Consider the following 21,330-nt stretch of genomic DNA (forward strand, 5'->3'; position numbering starts at 1 on the left):
GCAACAAGACCCAAGCCCATCCATGGTGTAAGCTCTCGCACTATTCGGAATTGACCCTTTGCGAGCCCTATGCCGTCGCTTTTCAAACGCTCTCTGCTGCCTAAACTGCGCAGTTTTCCGCTGACCGCCGATGCCGTCACCATTCTTTCCGGCGCTGCCGAGTTCCGTCGTTGCCTGCTGGAAAAAATCGCCAGCGCCACCCGGCGCATCTACATCGTCGCGCTGTATCTGCAACAGGACGAGGCCGGTCAGGAAATCCTTGATGCCTTGCACGCCGCCAAACTGGCGCGTCCGGAACTGGACGTGGTCGTGGTGGTGGACTGGCTGCGCGCCCAGCGCGGCTTGATCGGTGCCGGCAAACAGCCGGGCAACTCCGCCTGGTATCAGGAGGCGACGCGCACCCACGCCAGCGAAGTGCCGGTGTACGGCGTGCCGGTGCAGACCCGCGAGCTGTTCGGCGTGCTGCATTTGAAAGGCTTTGTGATCGACGACTGTGTGATCTACAGCGGCGCGAGCCTCAATAACGTTTACCTGCACAAGTTCGACAAGTACCGCTACGACCGTTATCACCTGCTGCAGAACGCCGCGCTGGCCGATTCCATGCAGCACCTGATCCAGCACGGTCTGGTTGCTTCCAAAGCGGTGCATCGCCTCGACCTGCCGAACCTGCCGACCACCCGCAGCCTGCGCAACGACATCGGCGATTTGCGCAGCCGTCTCAAGCACGCGACGTACGACACCACGGCCGGCAGCACGGCGAAGGGCGGTTTGTCGGTGAGTCCATTGCTCGGTGTGGGCAAGAACAACCCGTTGAGCCGGGTGATCTGTGAATTGATCGCCAGCGCCCAGCATCAGCTGACCATCTGCACCCCATACTTCAACCTGCCGCTGGCGGTGACCCGGGAAATCAACCGGGCGCTGGGCCGTGGCGTGAAGATCGACATCGTGGTCGGCGACAAGACTGCCAACGACTTCTACATCCCGCCGACCGAGCCGTTCAAGGTGATCGCGGCGCTGCCGTATCTCTACGAGATCAGCCTGCGGCGCTTCGCCAAACGCCATCAACACAGCATCGACAGCGGCAAGCTGAACCTGCATTTGTGGAAGGACGGCGACAACACCTATCACCTCAAAGGCATGTGGATCGACCAGCGCTACACCTTGTTGACCGGCAATAACCTCAATCCACGGGCGTTCCGTCTCGACCTGGAAAACGCACTGCTGATCGATGACCCGAAAGGCGAGCTGCTGGAGCCGCGCAGTAAGGAGTTGGAGGAGATTTTCCAGAACACCACGCGCATCCAGCGTTATCAGGATCTTGAAACGCTGCTGGAATACCCGGCGGCAGTGGCCAAGTTTCTCAAGCGTGTCAGCCGGGTGCGGATCGAGCGGTTGCTCTATCGCATTCTGTAAGACTCAGTGCTGCCGAGGCTGCGGCCACAGCGCCACCAGCAGCAACAGCGCAGCGGCGACCAGATAGGGCAGGCGCGGTTCGATGTCGTAGATCAACGTCGCCGCCAGCGGTCCGATGACCACGCCAAAGCCCTGCGCGGCACCGATTGAGCCGGCGGTGGCGCCTTGTTCCGAGGCGTCGACCGCGTTGGCCGCCAGTGCCGCGAACGACGGAAAGATCAGTCCCATCCCGCCCGCCGACACGAAAAAGCACAGCCACAAACCCCACGCGGCATCCGCCAGAATGCTACCGGCGAAGCCCACGGCCGCCACCAGTGCACCCGCGCGAATCAGCCGAAGCGGCGGCCATTCGAGCCGCCGCACCACCAGTTGCGAACAGATCAGCGCGAAACCGACCATGGTCAAGGCGATGCCAGCGGTTTGCGCGGCATCGGCCGGGCTCATGCCGAGTCGGTCGAGGGCGAAGAAGCCGACGGTGATTTGCGCAATCGACACACAGAGCATCGCCACAAACGCGACAGCCATTGGCCGGCGCAGTCGCGGATCGTTCAGATGAACCTTGCGCGGTGCTTGCCGCAGGTGCAGTTCCTGACCTTTAAGCTTGTAGCGCAGCACCACAAACGCCAGCAACGGCAGAATCGCCATGGCATAGAACGGCAGGCTCAGGCTGAAGCGCGATAACAACGCCGCAATCGCCGGGCCGATCACCAGGCCGCAGGCGTTGGCCGCGCCCAGGGCCGCCATCGCTTTGGCGCGGTGTTGCGGCTCGATGTTGTCGGCGATCAGCGCGTTGCCACCGACCGGAATCGCAGCATAGAACACGCCGATCAGGCCGCGTCCGATCATCAAGCCGATAAACCCCAGCAGTGCTGACGGCAGAAACCGTAACGAGGCGTCGATGAACAGGCACAAGGCCCAGTAGGCGAGGGTGAAACCGGCCGTGGCGATCAGCAGAATACGTCGCCGGCCATAGCGATCACTGGCCTGGCCCCAAGGGCGGGCGAGCAACATCCAGATCACCCCGGACACGGTGACCGCCGCGCCCGCCTGCCAGGTGGCCAGGCCCAACACCCGGGCGATCGGCCCGATCAGGGAGACGAACGCCATCATCGACATGGAACAGGCCATGTTGGCGACCATGAGCGGGCGCAGGTCGAAGGCAGGGGTGGTCATGGGCGAGTCTTCCGTGAGCTTTTGTTATTGGCGGGGGATGTTAGCGCGGGTTATGTGCAAGGCAGGAGGAATATTGGTGAGCGTGATAATGCCTTCGCGGGCAAGCCTCGCTCCTACAGTTGATCGCATTCCCCTGTAGGAGCGAGGCTTGCCCGCGAAGGGGCCCGCCAAAACGCTACAAAATTCTCAGTTCAAACCCAGCTTCCCACGCAATGTAGAAAGATCCTCAGCCAACGTATTCACCGGCCCAACCAACGCCTTGCGGTCGTTCTCTTTCACCTTGTCATACGTCTCAAACCCACCATCCCTGGTTTTGTACTTGGCCAGAATCTTGTTCACGCTGGCGAAGTTCTTGTCGACCTTGGCAATAAACGCCGCGTCCTGCTTTTCAATCTGCGGACGGAACAGGTCGACGATTTTCTTCGCGCCGTCAATGTTGCCCTGGAAGTCATACAGGTCGGTGTGGCTGTAGCGATCTTCTTCACCGGAGATCTTGGTGGCCGCCACTTCTTCCAGCAACGCAGCAGCACCGCCCACCACTTTCTCCGGTGGGAAGGTCAGGCCGGCGACGCGGGTTTGCAGGTCTTTGACGTCTTTGTTCAAGCCGTCGGCCAGTGCATCGAGACCCTTGGTGCTGTTTTCCGAGAACAGCGAATACTCGATGCGGTGGAAACCGGTGAAGTCTTCGGCTTTCACGCCTTTTTCATGGTCATCGACGCGTGAGTCGATGGACGCATCGAGGTCACTGAACAGCTCGGCAATCGGTTCGATCGACTCGTAGTAAACCCGGGTCGGTGCGTAGAGTTTCTTGGCGGTGGCCAGATCACCTTTTTTCACTGCATCAGTGAACTGCTGCGTGTGGCTGGCCAGCTCATCCAGTTGCTCGGTGACGTAGATCTTGTAGTCGGAAATCGGCTGCACCAGCTCCAACGGCGCCGTCGCCGCGAAAGCCGAAAACGGGGTATTGAGCAAGCCAAGGGTCAGCAATAGCGCGAGTGGCGACTTTTTCATGGGACGGTTCCGTGTGGGGGACGATCAGGTGGTTGTTTTTGGTGAGGTAGCGTCAAGCAGCGAGCGACCGATGAAGTCCTTGTCGCCCGTCACACCCGGCAGGGTGAAGAAGTAACCGCCGCCGACCGGCTTGAGGTATTCCTCCAACGGCTCGCCGTTGAGTCGGGTCTGCACGGTGATAAAGCCTTTGTCCAGATCGGCCTGGTAGCAGATGAACAGCAAGCCCATGTCGAGCTGGCCGTTCTTGTTCACGCCATTGGAGTAGTTGAACGGCCGGCGCAGGATCAGGTTGGCCTGGGTCGCGGCGGTGCGCGGGTTGGCCAGGCGAATGTGCGCGTCGAGTTTGGTCAGCTTGCCCTCCGGGTCCTTGGCATAGTCCGGGACCTGGGTTTCATGGGCGCCGCCCATGGGCGCGCCGGTGCTTTTGATGCGGCCGAGGATGCTTTCCTGTTCCTGCAAGGGCGTGCGGTCCCAGCGCTCGACGAAGTTGCGGATGATCCGCACCGCCTGATAGCTGCCATTGGCCGCCCACGCCGGTTCGTCGCTGCCCGGTTGCACCCAGACGATGCTGTCCATGGCCTTGGCGTCGTTAGAATCCGGGTTCGCCGAGCCGTCGCGAAAACCGAGGAAATTGCGCGCGCTCTGCGCCGGCACACCGGGTTTCGCCGGAGCCTGTGGCGGCACGCTGCCTTCCTGTTTCCAGCGCACCAGCAGCAGGTCCGGTAGGTTTTTCACGATATCGCGCAGGGCGTGGATGTTGGTGTCGGTGGTGTTGGCGCAGAACTGCAGACTCAGGTCGCCGTGGCAGCAATCGGCTTCCAGCGCATCGTTGGGAAAACCGACCATGCGTATCAGCCGTTTTGGCTTGGCAGCGGCCAGGCCGAAGCGCTCGTCGAACAGCGACTCGCCCACTGACACGGTGATGGTCAGGTTGTCCGGCGTGACCACCGGGCCAAGGATGCCCGAATCCACCGGCGGCAGTTTCGGATCGACTTGAGCTACCGGGCCGCCCTGCATCAGGAAGGCGATGCGCGCGTTCAGCGTGCGGAACAGCCGCGCCAGGTCCTCGCGATCACTGGCCAGCACATCAAACGACACCAGCATGCCGGACGCCGGACGCGGAGTGACGATGCCGGTCTGGTGCTTGCCGTGGAACGCGTGGCGGTCTTCGGTCTTGTCGCTGCTCGGCGCTTCGGTGACTTGCGCGGGGCTCGCGGCCATCGCCGGGCAACTCAGTGCCGAGCCTGCCAGCGCGACACCGGCGGCGCCCATGCCCATCAATACCCGGCGACGCTGGAGGTTGAAGTGTTCTGAATCGTTCATCGGTTTGAGTCTTCTGCTTAAAGGCCGGAAAGGCCGAGGGCGGGATCGATGGCGTCGAGTGCGTCGGCCAGTGCCTTGGCCTTGTCGGCGATCTGCTTACGCTGCTCGGCGGTGACCGTGTCGTAGCTGGCGTAGCCGTCCTTGACCTTCAAACCGTCGAGTTCGGCGTCGAGGGCAGTGATCGCGTTGTCGATCTTCGGCAGCAGCTCAGCGGCGGACTTGGTCAGCAACGGACGCAACAGGTCGACGACTTTGCGCGCAGCAAAGAGGTTGGCGGCAAAGCCGTTCAGGTCGGTGTGGCTGTAGCGTTCTTCTTCACCGCTGCTGGCGCGCACATCGGCGAGGCTGTGGAGATTGCGCACGACAATGCTCACCAGTTGCTCCGGTGGCAGTGACTGGGCGAGCAGTTGTTGTTTCAGTGTGGTGACGTCGCTGCTCAGGCGCTGGGCAATCGGTGCCAGACCGTCGAGGTTGCGTTGCTGGAACAGTGCGTATTCGATCCGGTGGAAACCGCTGAAGGCCGGGTCCTGCTCACGTTTCTCGAAGTAATCGGCGCGGGCGTTGATCGCATTGTCCAGTTCCGCCAGACGCTGGGCGGCTGGAGCGATCCGTTGATAGGCTGCGCGAGCGGGCACATACAGCGCTTGTGCCTGGCTCAGGTCACCGGCGGCGATGGCTTGCTCAAGGGCGGCGACGGCTTTGATCAGCGCGCTGCCCTGGCTGCTCAGGTACACACGGAATTCCGACAAAGGCCCCACGAACGCGACCATCGACGGTTTGGCCTTGGCCGCCGCGTCGGAAGCGGCGGTCGGGGTCACGTGCAAAGTGCCGCGCGGGTTGCTCAGCAATCCGCAGGTGATCGCGTAGTCGCCGGGCAGCAGGTTGGCGTTGATCACCTGGCTTAGGCCCGGCGCGATGTTTTCCCGTTCTTCGACCACCAACACGCCGTCGAGGATTTCCCATTCCACCGCCCGATCCGAGCGATTGACGATGCGGAAACTGGCGCGGCCCGCCGGAACGGTCAGCGCATTTGGCTCGCAGCTGTGCGAGTGAATGGTCACCACCACTTCATCGTGGTGGGTCTGGCGCTTGGCGGCAGCCATTTTCGAGGCGTAGTAGAACAGGCCGCCGGCAGCGATCATCACGATCACCGAACCGGCCACCGCCCAGCGCAAGGCGCGAGGAGGCGAGGCCTGGGGAGGGGCTTGATTTGGCATGGGTGCCCTTACTGGCTGGAAACGGAAGAAGGTTGCTTGGCGAGTGCGGGCGCAGGGAGAAAGAACATCACCAACGCCACCACCAGGTAAATCAGATAGGCCCCGAGGGTGCTGACCGTCGGCGCATCCTGGTAACCGAACATGCCGGCGAGCACCGAACCCACCGGGCCGTCCATCGGCAGCGTCGCACTGAAATCGAAGAGCACGGTTTGCAGGTGATTCCACACCCCGGCCTCGTGCAGCGCCTGCACCGAGTTGGCGAGAATGCCGGCCGCCACCACCAGGATGAAAAGCCCGGTCCAGCGGAAGAACGCGCCGAGGTTCAAGCGCATGCTGCCGGTGTAGATGAGGAAGCCGACGATGATCGCCAGAATCAGGCCGAGGAGGGCGCCAATCGGAGCCGCCGGGCCTTCGCTCTGTTGGAACACGGCGAGCAGGAAGAACACCGTTTCCAGGCCTTCCCGTGCGACGGCGAAAAACACCATGGCGATCAACGCGGTCACCTGGTGTCTGGAACCGGTCAGCGCGTGATCGAGGGAGACGTGCAGCGAATGCTTGATTGAACGCGCCACTTTGCGCATCCAGAACACCATCGAGCTGAGAATGCCGACGGCCACCAGCCCGACCACGCCTTCAAACAGTTCCTGTTGTTTCTGCGGGAATTCGGCGCTGACCAGTTCCAGGCCGCCGCCCACCAACAGCGCCAGCGCAACGGCGAGGAACACGCCGATCCACACGGCGGGCATCCACTGGCCACGGCCGGTCTGCTTGAGGTAGCTGGCGATGATGCCAACGATCAGCGCGGCTTCAATGCCTTCGCGCAGCATGATCAGAAAAGGAACAAGCATTCAGCACCGTCTCGGGATTAGATAGGGTGCTAATTTGTAACATAATGACACTCATTCCCAAATGGCATTCATTGACATTTACCTGAACCTAGCCTGAACAACTCTAAAGATCACACCACCCCCTTGTAGGAGCGAGGCTTGCCCGCGAAGAACGATTACGCGGTTTCAGGGCAAGACCGAGTCGCCTGCTTCGCGGGCAAGCCTCGCTCCTACAGGATTGGGTCGCCGTGCGCTAATATGCCGGCACTCAAACAAGAACAAGGCCCACCTCGCTCAATGTCGGAAAAAGACACCATCGCCATTCAACTGGTGCGCGAAGCCCTGTTGCAAAGTTGCGCCCCCGGAGCCGCCACCGACGAGGTGTTGAACAAGGTCGGCATCGATCCGGCGCTGCTGCACACCACCGACGCCCGAGTCCCGGCCACGGCGTACGCGCGGCTATGGCGTTTGCTGGCCCGACGCGGGGATGACGAGTTTTTTGGCATGGACCCGCGCAAGCTCAAATCCGGCAGCCTTGAGTTTCTCTGTCGCAGCTCGATGATCCAGCCGAGCCTGGCGGCCGGCCTCACCTCTGGCCTGAGCTTCCTGTCGCTGATGCTCGATCGCATGCCCGCGCAGCTGGTTCATCAGCAAAGCCTGGCGGAGATCGTGTTGCTGGAAGACGACCAGGCGCCGCGCCGCGCCTTCACCTATTTCACTTACTGGATGATCGTGCATGGCGTCGCCTGCTGGCTGGCCGGGCGGCGCATTCCGATTCTGGCCATCGAACTGCGCTGTCCAGAGCCGGATTTCTGCGCTGACTATCAGGTGATGTTCTCCGAAAACCTGCGATTCGACCGACCGCGTACGCGGATGATTTTCTCGGCCGATTGCCTGGACCTGCCGATCAAGCGCAGCCCGGAGGAACTCAAGCGGTTCCTGGCCCATGCGCCGGCGAATATTCTGGTCAAGTACCGCGACCCGGAAAGCCTGGCGAGCCGGATCAAGCATGATTTGCGGCAGTTGCCCGCCGAGCAATGGCCGGAGACCGAACCGCTGGCGCAGCAACTGTGCATGTCGGCCTCGACCTTGCGCCGTCGGCTGGCGGAAGAAGGGCAGACCTACCAGGGGCTCAAGGACAGCGTGCGCAAGGAGTTGGCGATTGTGTGGCTGGCCGAGCCGCACATCAGCTTTGCTGAAATTGCCACCCGGTTGGGGTTTGCGGATGCGAGTTCGTTCTACAAGGCGTTTCGCAAGTGGTCGGGGTCTAATCCTGGGCATTACCGGAGTTTGATCCTCAACGAAGCCCACTGATCCGAGGATTGTGTTGATAGGGCCGGCCTCTTCGCGGGCAAGCCTCGCTCCTACAGGATTTTTGTGGTTTGTAATTATTGCGAACGACACACCACCCTGTAGGAGCGAGGCTTGCCCGCGAAGGCGCCAGTCCGGGCACCACACCCCTTGAACCTTGGCCAAACCAGTCAGACAACTTGATAGCTTTGACCATTGCCCCGATCCCCGCACAGGGCGAGTATTTCTGTGGTTTTTACGGTTCCCCCAACCTAATAAAAATACAGAGGGATTCTGGCAATGCGCGATTACTTGTCTGCCACGTCACAGTTCAATTATCAGCACACCGTCGACGCCGCTCTTACCGGTGATTTGACTGCCCTCAACGCCTGCGTCGAGTGTTGCGACCGGCATGCCTTGCCGGGGCGCATTGCGCTGTTCTGGGAAGGCCGCGACGGCACCAGTGCGACGTACACCTTCAGCGACCTGCAGGACAAGGCCGCGCGTTTTGCCAATTTCCTCTTGGCCCAAGGCGTGAAGAAAGGCGACAAAGTCGCCGGCCTGCTGCCGCGAAACATCGAATTGCTGATCACCGTCTTCGCCACCTGGCGTATCGGTGCGGTCTACCAGCCGCTGTTCACCGCCTTCGGCCCGAAAGCCATCGAACACCGCTTGAGCAGCTCCGGCGCCAAAGTCGTGGTGACCGACGCGGTCAACCGCCCCAAACTCGCTGAAGTCGCCGACTGCCCGACTATCGTCACCGTCGGCGGTGCGAAAGGCCAAGGCATCGTCCGTGGCGATTACAGCTTCTGGGCCGAGCTGGCCAATTATTCCGCCGAGTGTGAACCGGTGTTGCTGACCGGCGAAGACCCATTCCTGCTGATGTTCACCTCGGGCACCACCGGCCCGTCGAAAGCGCTGTCGGTGCCGCTCAAGGCCATCGTTGCCTTCGAAAGCTACACCCGTGACGCCGTGGACCTGCGCCCCGAAGACGCGTTCTGGAACGTGGCCGATCCGGGCTGGGCGTACGGCATCTATTTCGGCGTCACCGGGCCGATGGCGATGGGGCATCCGATCACCTTTTACGACGGCCCGTTCACCCTAGAAAGTACCTGCCGGGTCATCAACAAATACGGCATCACTAACCTCACTGGTTCGCCGACGGCCTACCGCTTGCTGATTGCCGGTGGCGACGAATTCGCCAAATCGATCAAAGGCAAGTTGCGCATCGTCAGCAGCGCCGGTGAGCCGCTGAACCCGGAAGTGATCCGCTGGTTCGCCGACAACCTCGGCGTGGTCATTCACGACCATTACGGCCAGACCGAACTGGGCATGGTCCTGTGCAATCACCACGGCCTGGAACACCCGATCCACATGGGCGCCGCCGGTTTTGCCTCGCCGGGCCACCGCATCGTAGTGCTCGACGATGAGTACAAGGAACTCGGCGTCGGCCAGCCCGGCATCCTCGCCATCGACCGCACCCAGTCGCCGATGTGTTGGTTCGCCGGTTACGAAGGCGCGCCAACCAAAGCCTTCGTCGGCAACTATTACCTGAGCGGCGACACCGTCGAGTGGAACCCGGACGGCAGCATCAGCTTCGTCGGGCGTAGCGACGATGTGATTACCACTTCCGGCTACCGCGTCGGCCCGTTCGACGTGGAAAGTGCGTTGATCGAACACCCGGCCGTGATCGAAGCTGCCGTGGTCGGCAAGCCCGATCCGGAACGCACCGAACTGGTGAAAGCCTTCGTGGTGATTTGTGAGCAATACCGCGCGACGCCAGAACTGGCCGAAGAGCTGCGTCAACACGTGCGCAAGCGTCTGGCGGCGCATTCGTACCCGCGTGAAATCGAATTTGTCAGCGAACTGCCGAAAACCCCAAGCGGCAAATTGCAGCGCTTTATCTTGCGCAACCAGGAAATCGCCAAGGCTCAAGAGGCCGCCGCGAAGAACGTTTCAGCTTGAATCAAGGAAACAATGATGCAGATCGAAAACAAGGTTTTTCTCGTCACCGGCGGTGCGTCGGGCCTCGGTGCGGCCACCGCTGAAATGCTGGTCGCGGCCGGCGCCAAAGTGATGCTGGTTGACATGAATGCCGAGGCTGTTGCGGCCCAGGCTGAACGTCTCGGCGCGCAAAGCGTGGTCGCCGACATCAGCGACGAAGCGGCCGCCGAAGCCGCCGTGCAAGCGACGGTGAAAGCCTTTGGTGGCCTCAACGGTCTGGTCAATTGTGCCGGCATCGTGCGGGGCGAGAAGATCCTCGGCAAAAACGGCCCGCATGCGCTGGCCAGTTTCAGCCAGGTGATCAACGTCAACCTGATCGGTAGCTTCAACATGCTGCGTCTGGCGTCGGCGGCCATCGCCGAAACCGAAGCGGATGCCGACGGCGAGCGCGGCGTAATCATCAACACCGCCTCGGCGGCCGCCTACGATGGCCAGATCGGCCAGGCGGCCTATGCCGCATCGAAAGGTGCCATCGTCAGCCTGACCTTGCCCGCTGCCCGTGAACTGGCGCGTTTCGGCATCCGCGTGATGACCATCGCGCCCGGCATCTTCGAAACGCCGATGATGGCCGGCATGACCCAGGAAGTCCGCGATTCTCTTGCCGCTGGCGTGCCGTTCCCGCCACGTTTGGGAAAACCGGGCGAGTATGCCGCGCTGGTCAGGCATATCATTGAAAACAGCATGCTCAATGGCGAGGTGATCCGTCTCGACGGTGCCTTGCGCATGGCCGCCAAATAAGGAGATCTGTCATGACTATTGCCAACGATCCCATCGTTATCGTCAGCGCCGTCCGCACCCCGATGGGCGGTTTCCAGGGCGAACTGAAAAGCCTGACTGCACCGCAACTCGGCGCTGCGGCGATTCGTGCAGCGGTTGAACGCGCCGGTATCGCCCCTGAATCGGTCGAAGAAGTGCTGTTTGGCTGCGTACTGCCCGCCGGCCTCGGCCAGGCCCCGGCGCGCCAGGCCGCGTTGGGCGCTGGGCTGGATAAATCGACTCGCTGCACCACCCTGAACAAGATGTGCGGCTCGGGCATGGAAGCGGCGATTCTGGCCCACGACATGCTGGTCGCCGGCAGCGCCGACGTGGTCGTCGCGGGCGGCATGGAAAGCATGTCCAACGCGCCGTACCTGCTGGACCGCGCCCGCAGCGGTTACCGTATGGGCCATGGCCGCGTACTCGATTCCATGTTCCTCGACGGCCTGGAAGACGCCTACGACAAGGGCCGCCTGATGGGCACCTTTGCCGAGGATTGCGCCGAAACCAACGGTTTCAGCCGCGAAGCCCAGGACGCGTTTGCCATCGCCTCGACCACCCGCGCACAGCAGGCGATCAAGGATGGCAACTTCAAGGACGAGATCGTGCCGATCACTGTGACTGTTGGCAAAGAGCAGGTGCTGATCAGCAACGACGAACAGCCGCCCAAAGCCAAACTGGACAAGATCACTTCGCTGAAACCAGCGTTCCGCGAGGGCGGCACGGTGACGGCGGCCAACTCCAGCTCGATTTCCGACGGTGCGGCGGCATTGGTGCTGATGCGCCGTTCCGAGGCTGAAAAACAAGGCTTGAAGCCGCTCGCGGTGATTCACGGTCACGCTGCGTTTGCCGATACCCCGGGCCTGTTCCCGGTGGCGCCGGTGGGTGCAATTAAGAAACTGCTGAAGAAAACCGGCTGGTCCGTGGACGACGTCGAGTTGTTCGAAGTCAACGAAGCGTTCGCCGTCGTCAGCCTCGTGACCATGACCAAACTGGAAATCCCTCACGAGAAGATCAACGTGCACGGTGGCGCTTGCGCCTTGGGCCACCCGATTGGTGCCTCTGGCGCGCGGATTCTCGTGACCTTGCTCTCGGCCCTGCGCCAGAAAGGCCTGAAACGCGGCGTTGCAGCCATCTGCATCGGCGGCGGCGAAGCCACGGCCATGGCCGTGGAATGCCTCTACTAAGGCCTGCATGAGGAGCAATGTAGGAGCTCTCGAGTGAAACGAGGCTGCGATCTTTTGATCTTGCTTTTAAAAGATCAAGATCAAAAGATCGCAGCCTCGTTTCACTCGACAGCTCCTACACAGCTCCTGCAGAGGCCATTGTATTTTTAAGGATTTGGCATGATTCCCAATGACGAACAACTTCAGATCAGCGACGCCGCCCGGCAATTCGCCCAGGAACGGCTGAAACCGTTCGCCGCCGAGTGGGACCGCGAGCATCGCTTCCCCAAGGAAGCCATCGGCGAGATGGCCGAGCTGGGTTTCTTCGGCATGCTGGTGCCAGAGGAGTGGGGTGGTTGCGACACCGGCTACCTGGCCTACGCCATGGCCCTGGAAGAAATCGCCGCCGGTGACGGCGCCTGCTCGACCATCATGAGCGTGCACAACTCAGTGGGTTGCGTGCCGATCCTCAAGTACGGCAACGACGACCAGAAAGAACGCTTCCTCAAGCCTTTGGCCAGCGGTGCAATGCTCGGCGCTTTCGCCCTGACCGAACCGCAAGCCGGTTCCGACGCCAGCGGACTGAAAACCCGCGCGCGTCTGGAAGGCGATCACTACGTACTCAACGGCTGCAAGCAGTTCATCACCTCCGGGCAGAACGCCGGGGTGGTGATTGTGTTTGCCGTGACCGACCCGAGTGCTGGCAAGCGCGGCATCACGGCGCTGATCGTGCCGACTGATTCGCCGGGCTACAAAGTCGCGCGGGTCGAAGACAAGCTCGGTCAGCACGCCTCAGACACCTGTCAGATCCTGTTCGAGGACGTCAAAGTGCCGGTGGCCAACCGGTTGGGCGAGGAAGGCGAAGGTTACCGGATCGCCCTGGCCAACCTCGAAGGCGGCCGCGTCGGCATTGCTTCGCAATCGGTGGGCATGGCCCGCGCTGCGTTTGAAGCAGCCCGCGACTACGCCCGTGAGCGTGAGAGCTTCGGCAAGCCGATCATCGAACACCAAGCGGTCGCGTTCCGCCTGGCAGACATGGCCACTCAGATTGCCGTGGCGCGGCAGATGGTGCATTACGCAGCGGCCCTGCGGGACAGCGGCAAACCGGCCCTGGTCGAAGCGTCCATGGCCAAACTGTTCGCCTCGGAAATGGCCGAGAAGGTCTGCTCCTCAGCGTTGCAAACCCTCGGCGGTTACGGTTACCTGAACGACTTCCCGCTGGAGCGGATCTACCGCGACGTGCGGGTGTGCCAGATCTACGAAGGCACCAGCGATATTCAGCGCATGGTTATTTCGCGCAATCTTTAAAGTGAACCCCTGTAGGAGCTGTCGAGTGAAACGAGGCTGCGATCTTTTGATCTTGCTTTTAAAAAGATCAAGATCAAAAGATCGCAGCCTCGTTTCACTCGACAGCTCCTACAGGGGATCGATGCTTACAAAGTACTTAGGAGTTAGTGATGAGTTACGAAACGATTTTGCTGGAAACCCATGGTCGCGTGGGCCTGATTACCCTCAACCGTCCGCAAGCGCTGAACGCGTTGAATGCGCAGATCGTCAGCGAACTGAACCACGCCCTCGATGGCCTGGAAGCCGATTCGAACATCGGCTGTATCGTGCTGACCGGCTCGAAAAAAGCTTTCGCCGCCGGTGCCGATATCAAGGAAATGGCCGAGCTGACCTACCCGCAGATCTATCTGGACGACCTGTTCAGCGACAGCGATCGCGTGGCCAACCGCCGCAAGCCGATTATTGCTGCGGTCAACGGTTTTGCCCTGGGCGGTGGTTGTGAACTGGCGCTGATGTGCGATTTCATCCTCGCCGGTGATAACGCGAAATTCGGCCAGCCGGAAATCAACCTCGGCGTGCTGCCGGGCATGGGCGGCACCCAGCGCCTGACCCGCGCCGTGGGCAAGGCCAAGGCCATGGAAATGTGCCTGAGCGGTCGTTTGATTGATGCGGTAGAAGCCGAGCGCTGCGGGATTGTTGCGCGGATCGTGCCGGCGGATGAACTGCTGGAAGAAGCGTTGAAAGTCGCAGCGTTGATCGCCAAGAAGTCGTTGCCGATTGCGATGATGGTCAAGGAAAGCGTCAACCGCGCATTTGAAGTGAGCCTGTCCGAAGGCGTGCGCTTTGAGCGTCGGGTGTTCCATGCGGCGTTTGCGACGCAGGATCAGAAGGAAGGGATGGCGGCGTTTATTGCCAAGCGTGAAGCCGAGTTCACCGGTAAGTAATGCTGCGTATTTGATGACGCCTTCGCGGGCAAGCCTCGCTCCTACAGGGGAATGCAAACCAATGTAGGAGCGAGGCTTGCCCGCGAAGCTTTTAGGGTTTTAAACCTGGTAGTTTTTCAGTTCCCGGGCAATCACCATCCGCTGAATCTCGCTCGACCCCTCATAAATCTGCGTAATCCGCGCATCGCGGTAATACCGCTCCACCGGATAATCCTCCAGATACCCGTACCCGCCATGAATCTGCATCGCCGAAGAACACACTTTCTCGGCCATCTCCGACGCAAACAGCTTGGCCTGCGAAGCCTCGGACAGGCACGGCTTGCCGGCACTGCGCAGGCGCGCGGCATGCAGAATCAGCAAACGCGCCGCGTTCAGCCGGGTGTGCATGTCGGCCAGCAGGTTGGCGATGCTCTGGTGCTCGATGATCGGCTTGTCGAACTGCACCCGATCCCGAGAATACGCCAGCGCCGCTTCGAACGCCGCCCGGGCAATGCCCAGCGCCTGCGCGGCGATGCCGATGCGGCCGCCTTCGAGGTTGGACAGGGCAATCGCCAGTCCTTTGCCGCGATCACCCAACAGATTGGCTTCGGGAATCGTGCAGTTGTTCAACGTTACCGCACACGTATCCGAGGCGCGAATGCCCATTTTGTGTTCGGTGCGGTCGACGATAAAACCGGCGGTATCAGTCGGCACCAGAAACGCCGAGATGCCTCGCTTGCCCAGGTCCGGATCGGTCACGGCGAACACAATCGCCAGTTTTGCCCGTTTGCCGTTGCTGACGAATTGCTTGGCGCCGTTGATCACCCACTGACCGTCGCGCAGTTCGGCGCGGGTGCGCAAATTGTGCGCTTCGGAGCCGGCTTGCGGCTCGGTCAGGCAGAAGCAGCCGATCGCCTGGCCGCTGGCCAGGTCCGGTAGCCAGGTCTGTTTCTGTTCTTCGGTGCCGTAGTTCAGGACCGGCCCGCAACCCACGGAATTGTGGATGCTCATTAGCGCGCCCGTGGCGCCGTCGCCGGCCGAAATCTCTTCCACCGCCAGCGCATAGGCAACGTAGTCGACATAGGTGCCGCCCCATTCTTCCGGCACCACCATGCCCAGCAGACCCAGCTCACCCATCTTCGCGACCAGACCGTCATCGATCCAGCCGGCCTTTTCCCAGGCTTGTGCATGGGGCGCGATCTCGCCACGGGCAAAGTCCCGGGCCATGTCGCGGATCATGACTTGTTCTTCGCTCAATTCGATATCGTGCATGGCTCAGTTCCCGCTCTGGTCAAAACCGCTGAAGAAGCTCGCGACGTGCCCGGCGTCCAGCGCCTGTAAGGTCGGCGGGTTCCAGCGCGGTTGCTTGTCTTTATCGATCAGCAAGGCGCGCACGCCTTCGATCAGGTCGCCGCGCTCGAACCACTGACGGTCCAGGTGCAGCTCAAGGGCGAAGCAGTCTTCCAGACTCAAGTGCCGACCGCGACGCAGCATTTCCAGGGTCACGCCCATCGCCAGCGGCGAACGGCTTTCCAGAAGGTCAGCGGTGCTCAGGGCCCATTCATGGCTGTCGGCGACCGTCACTTCACGCAGTTGCTCAACAATACTCGGCACGTCGGGCAGGGCGAAGAAGTGATCGATGGCCGGGCGCAGCGCTTTTAATGGCGCGTCAGGCAGTTGTTGCACGGCGAGTTTCGCCAGCAGGCCTTGCAGGTCCTTGAGCGGCGAGTCGCTCCATTCGAGCAGATCGAGTTGCTCGTCGAGACTGCTCAGCTTGTCGCTTTCCAGGTACCAGTCGGCCAGACCGCAATAAAGCGCATCGGCCGCGCGGATCTGCACGCCGCTGACGCCCAGGTAAATCCCCAGTTCACCAGGCACCCGTGGCAGGAAGTGACTGCCGCCAACGTCCGGGAAATAACCGATGGCCACTTCCGGCATCGCCAGACGGCTTTTCTCGGTGACCACCCGCAAGTCAGCGCCTTGCACCAGGCCCATGCCGCCGCCGAGGACAAAACCGTCCATCAAGGCCAGCACGGGTTTGCGGTAGTGGTGAATGGCGAGGTCGAGGGCGTATTCCTCGACGAAGAAATCCTGATGCAGCGTGTCGCCGCTTTTGAAACTGTCATACAGCGAGCGAATATCGCCCCCGGCGCAAAAGGCCTTTTCACCAGCCCCGCGCAACACCACCGCGTGTACGTCGCAATCCTGCGCCCAGGCATCGAGCTGACGCTGCAGGTGGCGGACCATGTCCAGGGTAATGGCGTTGAGACCGGCGGGGCGATTGAGGGTCAGGTGACCGATGTGGTTGCGAACCTCGGCCAACACTTCGATTTGAGTGGCATCCATGGACGAAGTCCCTTTCGATGAAACCTGAGCAGTCATCACTAACTCCCTGCTTTTATTGTTCTTTATAGAGAAGCTCGCGCGCGAGCGATGCCGGATCGTAACAGTGCAAATTTGTGATGTACAACCGGGATATGTGCAGGGTTAGTTTGCGTTTTTGCCTTACGGCAAGATCAAAAGATCGCAGCCTCGTTGCACTCGACAGCTCCTACAGGGATCACATTTATCAATGTAGGAGCTGTCGAGTGCAACGAGGCTGCGATCTTTTGATCTTTTCAGCCACGCAATCGCATTTGCAGGGTTCGCACGCACAGCAGCAACGCCTGTCTGGCCTCATCAAATTTCGCCGGATAGTTGATGAAACCGTGGTGCATGTCCGGGTATTCCTTGTGCTGAACCGGCACCTCGGCCTCCGTTAACCGGCGTACGTACGCTCGGCCTTCGTCCCGTAACACATCGTACCCGGAGGTGATGATCAATGCCGGCGGCAAGCCTTTGAGGTTCTCCTGGTTTACGGGTGAAAGTCTGGGATCAGCCCGGGACACGCCGGGCGGCACATAGTGATCGATGTACCACTCGAGCATTTTTCCGGTCAGGCCATGGCCTTCAGCGAATGCCTTGTGCGAAGGGTTTTTGGTCAGGCAATCGAGTAACGGGTAAAGCAGCAGTTGAAACACGATGTGCGGTCCACCGCGAGCCTGGGCCCACTGAGCGATGACGGCCGCCAGCCCACCACCCGAGCCACCGCCGGCGACCGCCATTCGCGTAGGGTCCAACTCCATTCCCGGGCCGTTATCGACGACCCACTGCGTCGCTGCGCAGCAATCGTCTACCGCTGCAGGGAACATGTGTTCCGGAGGCCGCGCGTAGTCCACGGCTACCACGGCGCAGCCTGCCCATTCACACATGTGTCGGCAGAATCCGTCGTGGGTGTCCAGATCGCCGGTGACCCAACCGCCGCCGTGGAAAAACATCAGCACCGCAAAGGGCCCGGGGCCGGCGGGGGTGTAAAGCCTTAGCGGTAGGGGACGCCCGTGGCTTTGGATCGACAGGTCGCGAACGCTGACGACCATCAACTCGCGAAGCGCTGTTCTGGCGGTTTCGACGGCAGGTCCCGAATCCTGCTGATTGGCCGTCATAGTTCAATCTCACAGGCCGTTGCTTCGGTGGTCATCTCAACCACATATTCTTTACTGATCAATTCGCTGACTGCCAGACACATCAATGTCGGTGGGTGGCCCTTGAAAAACTTTTTGTGCGCCCTCGCAATGTCCGGCCAGAACTTCATGCTTGTCGTATAAATGCGAATCCCGATGATGCTTCGCCGATCTACGCCAAGCTGCTTGATTGACGTCTCTATGATCTCCAGGCAGCGCAGGGTCTGTTTGTATGCATTTCCGGGTTTGAATGGCTTGCCCTTGTCATCAAACGCCACGGTGCCACCCATCAAAATGCGCTCACCCACACGGATTGCCCGGCAATATCCAGCCATTTTTTCCCAGATTGCCTGCGAGTAAACCCGTTGAATTTTCATTGCTCAACTCCCTTGCCCAGATCGATGGGCAGTGTTTTCAATCCACGAAACTGCAGGTTGTTTTCACGCCAGATCACAGGATTGCCCGCCATCAGCTTCAATTCGGGAAAACGCTGGAACAGCGAGATGAAGACGACTTCCGCTTCAAGGCGAAACAATGCAGTGCCCATGCAAAAATGCTCACCGCGACCAAACGCCAGATGATCGTTAGGCTTGCGGCGTATATCGAATTGTTCGGGGTCGGGAAATTTTTCGGGGTCGCGATTGGCGGAACCGCGCATCAGGTAAACCAGCTGGCCTTTGCTCATCGTCACACCGTCGATCGTGACGTCTTCTTTGAGCACCCGATGACTGAATGATCCGGCGGAATCGAAGCGCAGCATCTCCTCGATGGCCTGTTTGATCAGATCAGGGTTGGCCTTGAGCGCGGCAAATTGCTCGGGATGTTCGAGCAAATGCAGCAAGCCGATGCACAGCTGGTCAGCGCTGGTGGTGTAGCCGGCGACAAGAATGAAGACGATCTGTGCCAGCACCTTATCGGTGCTTGAACCGCTTTCAAGGCTGGCCTCGAGTACCCGGCTCACCAGGTCGTCTTCGGGTTGTTTGCGGCGTTGCTCGATGACCTCGGCAAAATACGCATACATTTCCTCGACACCTTTGAGCGCCTGTTCAGGCCCATAGTCAGGGTCCAGGCTGCCAACCAGGAAAATCAGAATGTCATCGGTCCAGCGCCTGAGCTTGAGCGCGTCTTCGCGCGGAATGCCGTAGAGATGGGCCAGGATCAGTGCGGGAACACGGTTGAACAGATTGGCCATCAGGTCTGTTTGCCCTTTGAGCCCGGACAGTTCTCCCTTGGTGATGTCTTCAACAATCGCACGCAAGGATTCAATGGTGCGGGGCGTGAAGGCTTTGCCCAGCAGATGACGACTGTCCTTGTGCGCAGGGCCATCCTGCGAGTACATCCATTCGGAAGCGAGGCTGACGAACGTTGCCAGTTGCGCGCGTTTTTCCGGTGGCACCTGCGCATCGACCAGTTGTTGCATGCGGTCCGAGGAATAGCGTTGGGTGTCGGCCTGCGCGGCGAACACGTCGCTGTATCGGGTCAGAAACCACGCCTTGAAGTGAGGGCACCAATACACCGGCTGATGTTCACGCAACCAGGCGTACGCACGATAAGGATTGCGAATCGTCTCGCGGCAGGTGAAGTCGAGCGATGGAATGTCCGGTTCCTCGTACAACGCTGCCGTGAATTGCTGCAGATAGTCCGGATCATCGATGGGTGCGCTGATCAGTTCCGGCGGCGGCGCCAGCATTGCCGCCAGCAGAGCCAACTGATCTTCAGTCGCATGTCCATTCAGGTCACTACTGTCCGCGCTCAGCCCGCCCTCGCTTAAAGGCTCTGCAAACACATGGACAAGGTCGTGGATCATTTCCGGCGAAACGAGCGGGTGACGCTGCACTTCGGTGATGATCAGGTCGAGCGCCCGGGCATAGGTCAGTGCCACCGCCTGACGATGTGAAATATCACCTGGATTGTGGCAACGCTCGACAATCGTCTTCTCGATGCGCTGAGCGATATTGTCCGTGGGCCTGGAGGCAAAGCGCGGGCGAGTTAGCGCATCCCGGGCAACCTGATAGGCCATGACACTGTTATCACCGGCAAAGGTGATGCTGATTTCGCAATCGATACATAACGTGACGATCTGGTTGTAGTGATGAAAACCCTGAGAACCACAGAGCTCGCGGCACCTGCGCATCACGTCCAGCCCCATCCAGGTGCCGACACTTTTGGCGATGGCCGCGAGAATGTGCAGTTCCTTGCGTCTGTCCGGTTGATCCCACAGTGCTTCGAAGCGCGAGAGGATGGCTTGCTCCAGAAGCTTCAGTGCGAGCGCTTTCAGCTGTTCGACATAGAGGCGTTGCCGAATCAGGGGTTTGGCCAGCAATGGCTCGCTGTTGTCGGCGTTGTTTACCTGTCGATGGCAGACAAAGCGATACGCCAGATGCGTGCACAGACCGGCACCGCCACGCGCCGCCGCCAGCAGAAACAGGCGCTCCTGGATGAAAGTCTCCATGGCGCGGGTGGCGCGTTGATCCCGTGGAATGTCACTGACGAACTGACCTTCAGGGGTGAACCGGGCGTGCCGTTGCATCATCGCGTCCAGCGGCAGTTTCATCTCGCAGAAACGAATGCCCGCCACTTGATTAGCGTGAATCCCGCCTTTGGGGTCGCAGGCCATGACTTTGACGCCAGGTAGCAGCGGGCCATTTTCCTGTTGGCGGATGACCACCCGCAACCAGTGCAGCCCCTCGTCCTTGCCATCGACCAGCAAACGCGCGAGCACCATCACCACGTGCGCCGCGTGCAGTGCGTTGCCGATCCAGAACTTGCACGCTGCAGGTGATGGCGTGTGCAAGGTCAGGCACTGGTTGAGGCGATCGTGAGTGACCGTGGTTTGCAGATTCCGGACGTCGGAGCCGCTGTTGATCTCGGTGCAACCGAACGCGTACACCGCGCCCATCTCGATGACTTCCTGACGGTAGCGCGCGACTTGCAGCGCATCACCCTGAGCGAACAAGGCGTTGCCGGCGATCATGTGGTCGACGATCGAGGAGAACAACGCGTAGTCAAAGGCACCGATGTGGCCAAGACACTCGATCATCTGTCGGAAGTCTGACTGGCGGGCCTGACCGAGCCACGTGTCATTGGTGATCAGGCCTGCCCGGACGATTTCACGCATGCGCGCGATTGTCAGGTCCATGTAATCGCGCAGTGGCAGTTGATGGCGGACCCGCGCATCGAACTCAGGGCCTTGCAGCATTTTCAGCAGTGGATCGCTCATGAAACATCCCTCTCTTGGATTTCGAAATACGGTTTCGAAACCACCAGAGCCAGAGGGCTGGCGAGCAGAGAACAACCGAATCCTGCGAGTACGAATCACGTACCCGAAGCATTCGCGGACAGCAAGATACGCGAAGGACTGCGTGTTGTTTTTCCGGGAGACGCGGTTCTGTCAAAGCGCGAAGGCAGCGTCGCCACTCGACAATGTCGAGTGTTTCTCC

At 60.6% G+C, this 21,330-nt stretch carries 17 protein-coding genes; 7 read left to right on the forward strand and 10 right to left on the reverse strand.

The window, feature by feature from the left end; translation table 11 throughout:
* Positions 1-69: 69 nt before the first annotated feature.
* Positions 70-1,413: a CDP-diacylglycerol--serine O-phosphatidyltransferase gene (gene pssA / locus ACA049_RS14165; protein WP_497336378.1), complete on the forward strand. Its 1,344-nt coding sequence runs from the start codon at positions 70-72 to the stop codon at positions 1,411-1,413.
* A gap of 3 nt (positions 1,414-1,416) precedes the next feature.
* Here pssA and ACA049_RS14170 read toward each other — a convergent pair whose 3' ends face one another.
* The 5 genes from ACA049_RS14170 to efeU form a co-directional block, all read right to left on the reverse strand.
* Complete coding sequence (locus ACA049_RS14170; RefSeq protein WP_497336380.1) at positions 1,417-2,586, reverse strand: MFS transporter; 1,170 nt, start codon at positions 2,584-2,586, stop codon at positions 1,417-1,419.
* A gap of 186 nt (positions 2,587-2,772) precedes the next feature.
* Positions 2,773-3,597, reverse strand: coding sequence for an iron uptake system protein EfeO (efeO, locus tag ACA049_RS14175; RefSeq protein WP_497336382.1), 825 nt, complete (start codon positions 3,595-3,597; stop codon positions 2,773-2,775).
* A 24-nt stretch (positions 3,598-3,621) separates the two neighbouring features.
* Positions 3,622-4,920: an iron uptake transporter deferrochelatase/peroxidase subunit gene (efeB, locus tag ACA049_RS14180; RefSeq protein WP_497336384.1), complete on the reverse strand. Its 1,299-nt coding sequence runs from the start codon at positions 4,918-4,920 to the stop codon at positions 3,622-3,624.
* 17 nt (positions 4,921-4,937) lie between these two features.
* On the reverse strand, positions 4,938-6,137 hold the full coding sequence (gene efeO, locus ACA049_RS14185) for an iron uptake system protein EfeO (protein ID WP_497336386.1): 1,200 nt from the start codon (positions 6,135-6,137) through the stop codon (positions 4,938-4,940).
* Between the two features lie 8 nt (positions 6,138-6,145).
* A complete protein-coding gene (efeU, locus tag ACA049_RS14190; RefSeq protein WP_497336388.1) occupies positions 6,146-6,985 on the reverse strand; it encodes an iron uptake transporter permease EfeU in 840 nt (279 codons plus the stop codon).
* Positions 6,986-7,261: 276 nt separating this feature from the next.
* Here efeU and ACA049_RS14195 point away from each other — a divergent pair, with 276 nt between their 5' ends.
* From ACA049_RS14195 to ACA049_RS14220, 6 genes are all read left to right on the forward strand, one after another.
* Positions 7,262-8,278 carry an AraC family transcriptional regulator gene (locus tag ACA049_RS14195; RefSeq protein WP_497336390.1) on the forward strand — a complete coding sequence of 339 codons (1,017 nt, stop codon included), beginning with the start codon at positions 7,262-7,264 and terminating at the stop codon, positions 8,276-8,278.
* A gap of 276 nt (positions 8,279-8,554) precedes the next feature.
* Positions 8,555-10,219: an AMP-binding protein gene (locus tag ACA049_RS14200; protein ID WP_497336392.1), complete on the forward strand. Its 1,665-nt coding sequence runs from the start codon at positions 8,555-8,557 to the stop codon at positions 10,217-10,219.
* A gap of 15 nt (positions 10,220-10,234) precedes the next feature.
* A complete protein-coding gene (locus tag ACA049_RS14205; RefSeq protein ID WP_497336394.1) occupies positions 10,235-10,996 on the forward strand; it encodes an SDR family NAD(P)-dependent oxidoreductase in 762 nt (253 codons plus the stop codon).
* Between the two features lie 11 nt (positions 10,997-11,007).
* Positions 11,008-12,201 (forward strand): acetyl-CoA C-acyltransferase, encoded by a 1,194-nt coding sequence (locus tag ACA049_RS14210; protein WP_497336396.1) that lies wholly within the window; start codon positions 11,008-11,010, stop codon positions 12,199-12,201.
* Positions 12,202-12,360: 159 nt separating this feature from the next.
* Complete coding sequence (locus tag ACA049_RS14215) at positions 12,361-13,488, forward strand: acyl-CoA dehydrogenase (RefSeq protein WP_109631727.1); 1,128 nt, start codon at positions 12,361-12,363, stop codon at positions 13,486-13,488.
* 149 nt (positions 13,489-13,637) lie between these two features.
* Positions 13,638-14,411: an enoyl-CoA hydratase gene (locus ACA049_RS14220; protein WP_403103656.1), complete on the forward strand. Its 774-nt coding sequence runs from the start codon at positions 13,638-13,640 to the stop codon at positions 14,409-14,411.
* A gap of 99 nt (positions 14,412-14,510) precedes the next feature.
* On the opposite strand, the gene ACA049_RS14225 is transcribed toward ACA049_RS14220, so the two are convergent.
* The 5 genes from ACA049_RS14225 to ACA049_RS14245 form a co-directional block, all read right to left on the reverse strand.
* Positions 14,511-15,662 (reverse strand): acyl-CoA dehydrogenase family protein, encoded by a 1,152-nt coding sequence (locus tag ACA049_RS14225; RefSeq protein WP_497336398.1) that lies wholly within the window; start codon positions 15,660-15,662, stop codon positions 14,511-14,513.
* Between the two features lie 3 nt (positions 15,663-15,665).
* Complete coding sequence (locus tag ACA049_RS14230; RefSeq protein ID WP_497336400.1) at positions 15,666-16,772, reverse strand: enoyl-CoA hydratase/isomerase family protein; 1,107 nt, start codon at positions 16,770-16,772, stop codon at positions 15,666-15,668.
* 236 nt (positions 16,773-17,008) lie between these two features.
* Entirely contained in the window at positions 17,009-17,872 is an 864-nt protein-coding gene (locus ACA049_RS14235) for an alpha/beta hydrolase (RefSeq protein WP_497336402.1), read from the reverse strand.
* Complete coding sequence (locus ACA049_RS14240) at positions 17,869-18,267, reverse strand: Rid family hydrolase (protein WP_497336404.1); 399 nt, start codon at positions 18,265-18,267, stop codon at positions 17,869-17,871. Before ACA049_RS14240 ends, ACA049_RS14235 begins: the two co-directional genes overlap by 4 nt.
* On the reverse strand, positions 18,264-21,110 hold the full coding sequence (locus ACA049_RS14245) for a cytochrome P450 (protein WP_497336406.1): 2,847 nt from the start codon (positions 21,108-21,110) through the stop codon (positions 18,264-18,266). Before ACA049_RS14245 ends, ACA049_RS14240 begins: the two co-directional genes overlap by 4 nt.
* Positions 21,111-21,330 lie beyond the last annotated feature (220 nt).

The organism is Pseudomonas sp. LBUM1662, assembly GCF_059695915.1.

What these genes read in the sequence shown, in the direction of transcription:
- pssA (WP_497336378.1), top strand. Translation starts at nt 70, where the DNA reads ATGCCGTCGCTTTTCAAACGCTCTCTGCTGCCTAAACTGCGCAGTTTT.
- ACA049_RS14170 (WP_497336380.1), bottom strand. Translation starts at nt 2,586, where the DNA reads ATGACCACCCCTGCCTTCGACCTGCGCCCGCTCATGGTCGCCAACATG.
- efeO (WP_497336382.1), bottom strand. Translation starts at nt 3,597, where the DNA reads ATGAAAAAGTCGCCACTCGCGCTATTGCTGACCCTTGGCTTGCTCAAT.
- efeB (WP_497336384.1), bottom strand. Translation starts at nt 4,920, where the DNA reads ATGAACGATTCAGAACACTTCAACCTCCAGCGTCGCCGGGTATTGATG.
- efeO (WP_497336386.1), bottom strand. Translation starts at nt 6,137, where the DNA reads ATGCCAAATCAAGCCCCTCCCCAGGCCTCGCCTCCTCGCGCCTTGCGC.
- efeU (WP_497336388.1), bottom strand. Translation starts at nt 6,985, where the DNA reads ATGCTTGTTCCTTTTCTGATCATGCTGCGCGAAGGCATTGAAGCCGCG.
- ACA049_RS14195 (WP_497336390.1), top strand. Translation starts at nt 7,262, where the DNA reads ATGTCGGAAAAAGACACCATCGCCATTCAACTGGTGCGCGAAGCCCTG.
- ACA049_RS14200 (WP_497336392.1), top strand. Translation starts at nt 8,555, where the DNA reads ATGCGCGATTACTTGTCTGCCACGTCACAGTTCAATTATCAGCACACC.
- ACA049_RS14205 (WP_497336394.1), top strand. Translation starts at nt 10,235, where the DNA reads ATGCAGATCGAAAACAAGGTTTTTCTCGTCACCGGCGGTGCGTCGGGC.
- ACA049_RS14210 (WP_497336396.1), top strand. Translation starts at nt 11,008, where the DNA reads ATGACTATTGCCAACGATCCCATCGTTATCGTCAGCGCCGTCCGCACC.
- ACA049_RS14215 (WP_109631727.1), top strand. Translation starts at nt 12,361, where the DNA reads ATGATTCCCAATGACGAACAACTTCAGATCAGCGACGCCGCCCGGCAA.
- ACA049_RS14220 (WP_403103656.1), top strand. Translation starts at nt 13,638, where the DNA reads ATGAGTTACGAAACGATTTTGCTGGAAACCCATGGTCGCGTGGGCCTG.
- ACA049_RS14225 (WP_497336398.1), bottom strand. Translation starts at nt 15,662, where the DNA reads ATGCACGATATCGAATTGAGCGAAGAACAAGTCATGATCCGCGACATG.
- ACA049_RS14230 (WP_497336400.1), bottom strand. Translation starts at nt 16,772, where the DNA reads ATGACTGCTCAGGTTTCATCGAAAGGGACTTCGTCCATGGATGCCACT.
- ACA049_RS14235 (WP_497336402.1), bottom strand. Translation starts at nt 17,872, where the DNA reads ATGACGGCCAATCAGCAGGATTCGGGACCTGCCGTCGAAACCGCCAGA.
- ACA049_RS14240 (WP_497336404.1), bottom strand. Translation starts at nt 18,267, where the DNA reads ATGAAAATTCAACGGGTTTACTCGCAGGCAATCTGGGAAAAAATGGCT.
- ACA049_RS14245 (WP_497336406.1), bottom strand. Translation starts at nt 21,110, where the DNA reads ATGAGCGATCCACTGCTGAAAATGCTGCAAGGCCCTGAGTTCGATGCG.